General features: G+C 35.6%; 1 pseudogene. It reads left to right on the forward strand.

What is annotated here, in order from left to right:
• Window positions 1–264, forward strand: a pseudogene (locus tag RTW80_RS29575) (hypothetical protein); the annotation flags it as partial.

The raw sequence follows: 264 nt of genomic DNA on the forward strand, positions 1-264 counted from the left end.
TACCAATTCAATAGCACTAGAGCATGGACAACCAAGAATTTAAACGTAGAAAAATCACGGCTCTTGCAACCTGTAAGTGATTTTACACGTGAAATGCTTGATGTTTGCATGCTGATCCTATGGGGAGGTAATACTATAAACAATACAAATCTTCCAACCGAAATAGAAAATAACTGTGTTTTGGGGAATTTAATTGGAAACAAAGAAGCAATAGAACAGTTTGTAAAAGAAAGAGATATAATGGTTAGCAGGCAAACAGGAGGT

The organism is Escherichia sp. AM3 (genome assembly GCF_032029835.1).
Taxonomy (GTDB): domain Bacteria; phylum Pseudomonadota; class Gammaproteobacteria; order Enterobacterales; family Enterobacteriaceae; genus Escherichia; species Escherichia coli.